We start from the raw sequence: 7,816 nt of genomic DNA, 5'->3' as shown, positions 1-7,816 counted from the left end.
CGTCAGGCTCATAACCTGAAGGTCGCTGGTTCAAATCCAGCCCCCGCAACCAATTGAAGGCAGCGGGAGAAGCTTGTTCTGGGGGGCTTACGCCGATTACTGCCCACCCCTTCTCCCTCCTATCGCAGTCCATCACAAGCTAGCTTGCTGCGGAGGAGCTGTAGTTACGCCTGCAAGCGGCCCAGGGGCATCGAGTCGGGGTAATGAGCGGGGAACAGACCACCAATGTTGGTGCCGTGATGAAAATGAATCCACCACGCGTTAAGGTCAGTTATGGGGGCGTTGACGTAGCCGATGGCAGTGGAGATGAGACAGTTGGTTTCCTGTCTGCGAATAACGCCGACGACACAGTTGAGGGCGGCTTAAAACGCCGAGTGTTGCCAATTCCCATGGGTCCCTCTAGGGAGGGAACAAGTCGCGGATGGTGTTTTCAAACTCGGCCACTTTGCGCTCCTCCGGGGCAATGGCTGCCGCCATCATGCGCATTTGGCGCGAGATGTCAGTTGGAGTCCATTGCTTCATTTCCTGGAAGCTGGCCGCGTCATCCACAATAAGGGTACCGGTGGCTTCCAGCACACCGATGTTATCCTTGCGTTGGGCCCGGAAGGCTCTCGCCCGGTTAACGTAGTTCTCCGCACCGGGCCGGAAGTTGATCCGTTCGCGGTCGCGCAGCATGAGGTATGCGGTGTCACCGAGGTGGCAACCGGGTACATAGAGGTTCTGCGTGTGCGCATGCACTTTCTCGCCTTGGGTGGGAGTGTACCCGTCCGCGAACGGTTTGTAGGGCACTTTGCGCGAGCCGCCCAGGAGGCGCCAGATGCCGGCCAGGTCATTGCCCACGAGGCCGGTATTCAAAGCATCGTCGGCACGAACGCGGTAAACTGGGGCGGGCCAGCAGAGTCGGTGCACCGTCACGTCGTCGCGGCAAATGACTGCTTTCCGGCCGAGGGGGCGCCCCCGGGCCAAGGGGACGGAGTGTTCCGGCTGGAAGAATTGGAAGTGCTGATGATAGATAGTATTGCCCGCCCAGCCATTGGAAATTCCGTCTATCACCGGAAACTGACAGATGCTGGTTTCGGCGAAGAATGTGCGAATGGACAGATTGATCTCGCGAGTGAGCTTGACTAGGTCAGAGACGGTCATGGGGACGCGGTTCATATTTAGCGGTCGCCGGGCGCGGTCCCATACCAGGAAGTGCACGACGGAGAGCGGATTGCCAAATGGGGCGAAGGTGAAGCCGAAACTGTAGTGGCGGGACAGGCCGTGCCGGGGGCCTTCCAGGTCAACGATCACTTCCGCGGGGTTGGTCTCCGGGCAGGAACAATAGAAGCAGGGGTTGCAGTCACGCTCGTGCGTGACGATCCGGCTGGCCTCCCAAAGGGAACGGGGTTTGGCAACGTTGAGCCGAGCCAGGCGGCCGAAGTCCGAGCGGTAGCGCCGGATGGGGATAGACAGAACGCGTTCGCCTTCTGCTCCGTTGAGACAGCGGGTGGGTTGCGCGAGGTTCTGAACTCGGCCGTTGACGGTGATGCGAGTTGGAATATGACCGGCATTGATTTGCTGCAGGTGGAGGACGAGCACCCCGATACCAATGCCGTAGCGCTCCATAATCAACTGGATGTCCGCCGCGATTTCGCTGCGACGGTCCCCTACGATCAACCAAGTGCCGGGAGCTTTACTGATGTAATCGAACGACGATTTGGCGACCACGGTCGCGAACCTGGCGGTTAAATACCGCTGGTATGGCTTCAAACTTTTCAGGTGAGGGTGGTCCGACACTGGCGGGGGACGAGTTCCGGGCCGCCCACGAAAGATCGCCTTAATAATCGCCTGTGTATGCGGTGTGTGCTGCTTTATGATTGTCTTCATACACTGTCAGGCACTCATGATCTTGAAGTCCGGATTCTGCGAACGAGAGTCCCGCGGGAGCGGGTTCTTGCCACTGGCGGAGCGGGCTTACGGGGCTGGTATACGGGCATTACCGGCCGCATGAGGCCATCAGCGATATCAAAGCTGAGTTCACCGTAGTGCAGCGCTCCAGAGAGGTGGAGAAAGAGAGTGTTAAGCATGGCCGAGGCTACGGCCAGGTTTGCGAAGAGGATTTGGGGGGTTGAGGTGACCAGTTCGGTGCAGCTACGGTCGCTCGGCAGGCTGTCGGCAGGGCTGGCAATTTCCGGATGATTTTCTATAAGTGAGGAGGTTAGATTCTTGCCCCTGCGCCGAACGTGAATCTGGACATTGCCGTAGGTGCCGCGGCGGACCGCCCCGCTCGAATCTTTGCCGACGCCATCGTTGCCGCCAGAGATGAGGCATACTTCAGCGAGCTGCGAGCAATGATCGTGCAGGAGCTTGCGGGTGGCATGATTGTCCACACACAGCAGGCAGATGTCGCCAGGCTGGACAATCCGGGCGACGTTGTCCAAGGTGGCGTATTCCTCAACCGCCAGAATGGAAAGGGTGGAATCAGAGAATCGGGGGAGCAATTCGTTGCGCAGCACCGTGGCTTTATTGCCGAAGGTGGAGAAGAGCATCCGGCTGGCATTGGAGTACTCGAACGTGTCACCATCAACCAGCACGAGCCGGGCTTCCTGGTCCAGGGAGGCGAGAAACACAGCGCCGTAGCGGGCGACAATGCTGCCGACACCTCCCAAGCCGATGAGTTTCACGGCACGGTGCGAGGGCAATCGCGGACAGAGAATTCGGTTGCGGAGGCAGTGGTTGTTCATTGGTTATTTTGTGGAAGCGGCGGAGCCCTTCCCGGTTGGATTGTTCGGCGGGAACGGGGGCGACAAGGCGTTGACGCGGTGCACGGCGACACTTTCGTCCCATCCGGAGCCGCTCCCCAGCAGCGGCGTAGTGCGGAGGCTGCTCGAGGAGTGGCTGATTTGATAACTCTTGCTCGACCATTGTTCTACGGTGACGCTGGCAATCCACTCAGGAGGCACTTCTTCCCGGCGTCTTCGGCGGTACCCCTCCATCACCAAAGCCAAGTCCTTCACCCGGAAACGAGTGCCGTCAGCAACCACGGCACAGTAAAACTCCGGCGGCTCATCGAGAATTCGCCCTACCACCAAGTGTAGTCCGGGGCGATATGCCTCATCGACCTTGTCAGTCCAGGAAGCATAGGCCGGAGCGTCCACGTGGCTATGGATGTCCCCGATAAGCAACAGGTGCGAAGGAAGGGTCGGCACGTCGTAGTGGAGGTCAATGCCATACGGTTTTCCGTAATAGGAGGAGCTGACCGTCGCGATTTGATCAGGCACCACTACTTCGACTTGATTGGTGTCCCGATTCCAAGCCAACAACACGGCGGCCTCAGAACCATAGCGCTCGCCAATGATATCGAAGAAGCCGACGACTTGCTCGACCAGGCGCTGCGACAGACGCGGGTAATCGAATTGGAGGAATTGGCGGTGACCCGCCAGCTCGCTAGGCCAACGATCCGCCGGCACGCAGCTCGAGAAGAACTGGTGATTGCGGCAAAGGAATAGCCCGTCGCGCGAGAGCAGGTAGAAAGTTTTGTCCTGGGGCCATTCCATCACCTCGTCCGTCTTGAGGTAGATCGGCGTCAGGAGATCGCTGTTGGGGCTGTTCATACAGAGGATGTTTTAAGATTGAGCATGGTTGAAGATCATGCGCGCCATGCCGGCGGCAGATTGGATGCGGTGTTTGCCCGCATGAAGGTTGGTGAAGATGCGGTCGATCACCTGACGCAGCGTGTGGCCAGTCTTCAGCCAGGGCACTTCAAGCACGAACAGTGGATCTTTGCCGGTGGCCTGTTCCCAGGCTTCAACAGTTTTGAGACGTGGGTCCACCTTGCGGGATTCACTGAACCAACTCGTCCCCTCGTGGTGTTCACTAGAATAATTGAAGGCGGTTTCGAGCAGGCAGTGCCGCAGCGCCTCAAAGCCCGCCAGGAAGCGCTCGCCCGGATTGCTGCTGTGCATTTTCGGCGTGGGCCGGAGGTGCTGCGTGCAAATCCAAGAGAGCGGCTGGCCCTCGGGAGGCTTGAATTTTGAGCAGTTCAATAGAGCGGGGTAACACAGCTCGTCCTCGAACCGCTTGAGTGGTGCTGATCGGAAGAAGCACTCGTTTTTGGGAAGCAGGTCAACCAGCCCGCCATCGCTCCGCAGAAACACTGCCAGCACAATTACGTAAGGCAGGGCCAGCCGCACTTTGCGGTATTTGGTGCCCTGGCCGAATGCTCTGGGGGAGTCGTTGGCAATCCACTCAAACTGGTAGACCCGGGGCGGGTGTTCCCACGCCCATATGATAATTGGGCCCTGCGATACTATGGCCTTAATGCCGTCCGGCAGGATTGCCGGCCCTGTGCTCATTTGTCCGGCGGCGACCTTGCCCAGCAGTAGTTCCAAGGGCATGGAGGCAGAGGCGCCCTCGGGAGATGTGGCGATGGCCTTCGTATCCTGAATCACCAACTGGGCATTGCCCACCGTGGCTTCCGACGCGCGCCTCAACCGGAGCAAGGCCATTTCAAGCTGCAGGGTGTCCATGGGATCTTAGCCCTTCTCACCGGCACGACGGGTGAACATAAGCGCTTGCCCGGCCCCAATGCGCGTCTGATCGTCCACTGGTTGGCCGTCAAGAACGGCCTGCGCGTTCGGATCGATGTCGAACCGGTCAGCGAATCGGCGACGCACCTCGCCAACCGACATATTGCCCACCGGCAGCTGTTCCAAGTATGGGCCGCTTGAGACGGACACCAATTGGGTTGAGGGTTGATTGTCGTCAAACAAGCCCGCCCCGCCGCCCGGGGCGCCGCCACGTTCTGCATGAGGTCGAATACGTTCAGTCATAAGATTAGTGTTTTGCTAGAGGTTTGGATTGCGGATGAACTCGATAGGCAAATGGGTCGGCTGCGGGATGCGGCGAAGCGAAGCCACGCGCACACCGTCAGGCAGATCGGTATAGCTGCCGACATTCTGCTCGCAGAGCTGGCCCACCACGCTCAGCACCTGGTTATTGAGCGCGCGCATGAGATGGGCCAGCGTGAGCCCCGCGGAGGTAGGATCCTCCTGTGCGGATCGCCAAGCCTCCGTAGCCGCTTCCTGCACGGCGCGGTCTATCAATGCACCCGTGAGAAAATCACGGCGGTGTTTGATGACTGGCGTGGTGGAGCCTGCGTAGGTGAGTTCCACCACGCCCGGATCGGCATTGGGCCCGAAGAGCCAGGCCGTCAAATCGGTGATGTGTTTCTGCAAGATCTCCTGCTGGGTGGAGCCATTGTTGGCGGCAGCCGGCAGTCCGCACATCAGTTTGTGAAGAACCGCACGAAATGACTGCCGGTTAAGGCGGCCGAACTTCTCGATGGAGCCGCCTATACGACGCAGGAAAGCGGGATCCACAATGTGAGGTTCGTTGGTGGTCGCAAGGAAGACAACCAGCCGGTCACGCAATCTGGCTCGCGCCGGATCGAGCCGCTGGAGGAACGTAGTCAAAATACGGTCGTAGATGGCATCCTGGCCGCGAGCCCGGCTCATACCGTCCGCCTCTTCGATGATCACCAGCACGGGCAGATGAAACCGCCTGCCGTCGGGCGCCGTGTAGTCCTGGTCCGCCAACTGCTCGATTTCATTGAATAGGCAGTCCACGTTCTTGTCCGATTCGCCCAGCCACTTGCTGAGCACCTGGCTCTGGCGAAGATGGAAGACGCGCGAGGGAAGCTGCCCGATGGGCACGCCGGTCACATCGCTCATAGTCTCGTACATCAGCCGATGGATGGCCTGCACTGCAAGGGTCTTGCCTGAACCGCTGACGCCGCAGAGGAGCTTCATGAGGCACGGGCGCAGGCGGAAGCGGCGGCGCAATTCCGGCTGGGTCATTTCCTGGCGGATGTGCTCCGCCACCTCGCGAATGACTTTGGGCGGGCAACCAATGTCGCGCTCGACGAGGACGTCCGGCACGGGTCCTTTGTCGAGGAAACGGAAGTTAGCCAGACGATCCTGGTTTGGAAGCGCGGCGAGGCCGATCGTTTGCCGCGAGCCGAGCACGATGGCTGAGCCGGGAGTGACCTTGCCCGCGTCAACATCGTCGATCAAGCCGGCGGCAGCCCACACCACCAGGCGCTCCTCGCCACGCGAGGTAACTTCGATGCGCTGGTCATCTATTTTGCGCTCCAGGCGCGCCTCATCCCCCACGCCGACGGCGCCGGGCGCCCGGTCCACCAGCACCCGGGCCTTGCCGTCGAGTATGACCGGGTCACCCCGACGGAGCTTCTTGAGCGGCTCTTCATCCACCACCACGGCGTAGGCCAGTGTGCCATCGTCAAGGGCAACCAGCGCCTGCGACACGGCATCACCGTTGATTTTCGCCAACTCAATGAAGGTGGCGCGGCGCATTGGACCTTCACGGATTTCCTTGAGCTGGGCATCGAGCTTGCGGACTTTGTCCTTGTATACGGCGTCGCTGGATTTCGCTGTGAGCGTCTCAAAGAGCGCCCCAATCAGCGGCTCGGTCTCCGGCGTCGTATTCTGGAGCAATTCCCGCAGCATCAGGACGCGGTGAGGCAGCGGAACAGACTGATCGGCGAGCATGACCAGCAGGGGATTCAGGTGTGGGTTCATAGCGCGTTCTTTGATTGGGTTTCAATTGTTGGAGCAGTGCCTTGGGTAACTGCCGGTCGTTCAGCATCAGGCAGCACAAAATAGCCACGGGCCTGCCATTGACCGTCTTTGAGGGCGTACAGCTGCTGGACGGGCTCCTTGCGGGCATTCAGGCCGAAGATCAGACAGAGCGCCCAGGGTTGCCGGGCGAATACGGCGCGCATCCAATTTTGGTCGTCTGCGGACACAAACACACTTGACAATCCGCAGTTTGGCCGTTTGTCGCATTGATCACAGCGGTTGCCGTCAGCGGGCAGGAAGTTGTGCCCGTGGCATTGGCCGAGCAGCCTGATCGCCTGGTCCGGGTGAGCTGACTGCCGGGCCTTCATGACCGCCTGGATGCGGGTCCAACTCGGCCCCGAGTAGGCAAGACTAAACGCTTCCTGCTCGGCCTCGACGACCTCGAGGATATCGGTGACAAGCGCAAAGAACTCCCGGGTAATTTCACAGGAGGCCAGCGAGCCGACCAGCACTCCGCCGGATTCGACTGGGGGAACTGCTAGTGCGCCTTGGCGGGAGCACGACTCCGCTTTGGCTAGGGCGGTGGCGGTGAAGAACACCGGAAAATCCTCGTCGTCCAGCGTGCCCACCACCTTCGCGGCCCGCAACAAGGGCCGGAGTGGCGTCCGCAGGAAAGCAGGCGGCGGGGTGCTTGCCTTCAGCGAAAACGCGGGAGCGTGGGCGGGGGGCGAGGCCGCAGGTGTCTGGTCTTTCACGACCGCCAGTTCGTAGTAGTAGTGCGTGCCCTCACCGAGGATCCCGGCCCGCAACAATCTCTCCGCCGCGCGGACGGCAACCGGGCGCAGGGATTTCAGGCCGAATTTCTGGCGTCCTACATTTCCATTGGGCAAGTGCACCTCGAGCTCAAACCCGCTGCATCGCCCACGCTCATCGGCGGTGGAAAAGGTCGGCAGCAGGACGACCGGAAGATTCGCCAAGGGCTGATCAGGGTGGCCGCGCCGCAAGCACTGGTCGCGCCAGACCTCACTCACAGCCTCGGACACGTCCGCCACTCGCACGGGTTCGCGCGCAAGCGGCGGGCCTGACGCCTCCGCGCGCACCAGGACTTCGAGCTGGTGCGGCATGCAGAGCTGGCAAAAACTACTTTGTGGTGGGGGATTCATGAATTTCGCGCCAGATGCATTTCAAGTGCCACCGGAAGTTGCGCCTCGTGCGGGCAAGCGCAGCCAAGTGCA

At 60.4% G+C, this 7,816-nt stretch carries 7 protein-coding genes; all 7 read right to left on the bottom strand.

The window, feature by feature from the left end; all coding sequences use genetic code 11:
* Positions 1–399: 399 nt before the first annotated feature.
* The 7 genes from P5205_11715 to P5205_11685 all read right to left on the bottom strand — a co-directional run bounded on the left by P5205_11715 (position 400) and on the right by P5205_11685 (position 7,744).
* Positions 400–1,752, bottom strand: a complete 1,353-nt coding sequence (locus tag P5205_11715; GenBank protein ID HSA11026.1) for a hypothetical protein — start codon at positions 1,750–1,752, stop codon at positions 400–402.
* Positions 1,753–1,883: 131 nt separating this feature from the next.
* Positions 1,884–2,726 (bottom strand): ThiF family adenylyltransferase, encoded by an 843-nt coding sequence (locus tag P5205_11710; protein ID HSA11025.1) that lies wholly within the window; start codon positions 2,724–2,726, stop codon positions 1,884–1,886.
* A 3-nt stretch (positions 2,727–2,729) separates the two neighbouring features.
* On the bottom strand, positions 2,730–3,596 hold the full coding sequence (locus tag P5205_11705; protein ID HSA11024.1) for a Mov34/MPN/PAD-1 family protein: 867 nt from the start codon (positions 3,594–3,596) through the stop codon (positions 2,730–2,732).
* 12 nt (positions 3,597–3,608) lie between these two features.
* Complete coding sequence (locus P5205_11700) at positions 3,609–4,511, bottom strand: hypothetical protein (GenBank protein ID HSA11023.1); 903 nt, start codon at positions 4,509–4,511, stop codon at positions 3,609–3,611.
* A gap of 6 nt (positions 4,512–4,517) precedes the next feature.
* A complete protein-coding gene (locus P5205_11695) occupies positions 4,518–4,814 on the bottom strand; it encodes a hypothetical protein (GenBank protein HSA11022.1) in 297 nt (98 codons plus the stop codon).
* 15 nt (positions 4,815–4,829) lie between these two features.
* Positions 4,830–6,581, bottom strand: coding sequence for an ATP-binding protein (locus P5205_11690; protein HSA11021.1), 1,752 nt, complete (start codon positions 6,579–6,581; stop codon positions 4,830–4,832).
* Positions 6,578–7,744, bottom strand: coding sequence for a hypothetical protein (locus P5205_11685; GenBank protein HSA11020.1), 1,167 nt, complete (start codon positions 7,742–7,744; stop codon positions 6,578–6,580). Before P5205_11685 ends, P5205_11690 begins: the two co-directional genes overlap by 4 nt.
* Between the last annotated feature and the right edge of the window lie 72 nt (positions 7,745–7,816).

The sequence above is a fragment of the Candidatus Paceibacterota bacterium genome (assembly GCA_035452965.1).
Taxonomy (GTDB): Bacteria; Verrucomicrobiota; Verrucomicrobiia; order Limisphaerales; family UBA8199; genus UBA8199.
The sequence above is the reverse complement of the archived record's forward strand: the minus strand, read 5'-3'. Positions and strand labels throughout refer to the sequence as shown.

Excerpts from the sequence above, each read along its gene's own strand:
- P5205_11710 (HSA11025.1), bottom strand. The coding sequence starts at position 2,726 with ATGAACAACCACTGCCTCCGCAACCGAATTCTCTGTCCGCGATTGCCC.
- P5205_11705 (HSA11024.1), bottom strand. The coding sequence starts at position 3,596 with ATGAACAGCCCCAACAGCGATCTCCTGACGCCGATCTACCTCAAGACG.
- P5205_11700 (HSA11023.1), bottom strand. The coding sequence starts at position 4,511 with ATGGACACCCTGCAGCTTGAAATGGCCTTGCTCCGGTTGAGGCGCGCG.
- P5205_11695 (HSA11022.1), bottom strand. The coding sequence starts at position 4,814 with ATGACTGAACGTATTCGACCTCATGCAGAACGTGGCGGCGCCCCGGGC.
- P5205_11690 (HSA11021.1), bottom strand. The coding sequence starts at position 6,581 with ATGAACCCACACCTGAATCCCCTGCTGGTCATGCTCGCCGATCAGTCT.
- P5205_11685 (HSA11020.1), bottom strand. The coding sequence starts at position 7,744 with ATGAATCCCCCACCACAAAGTAGTTTTTGCCAGCTCTGCATGCCGCAC.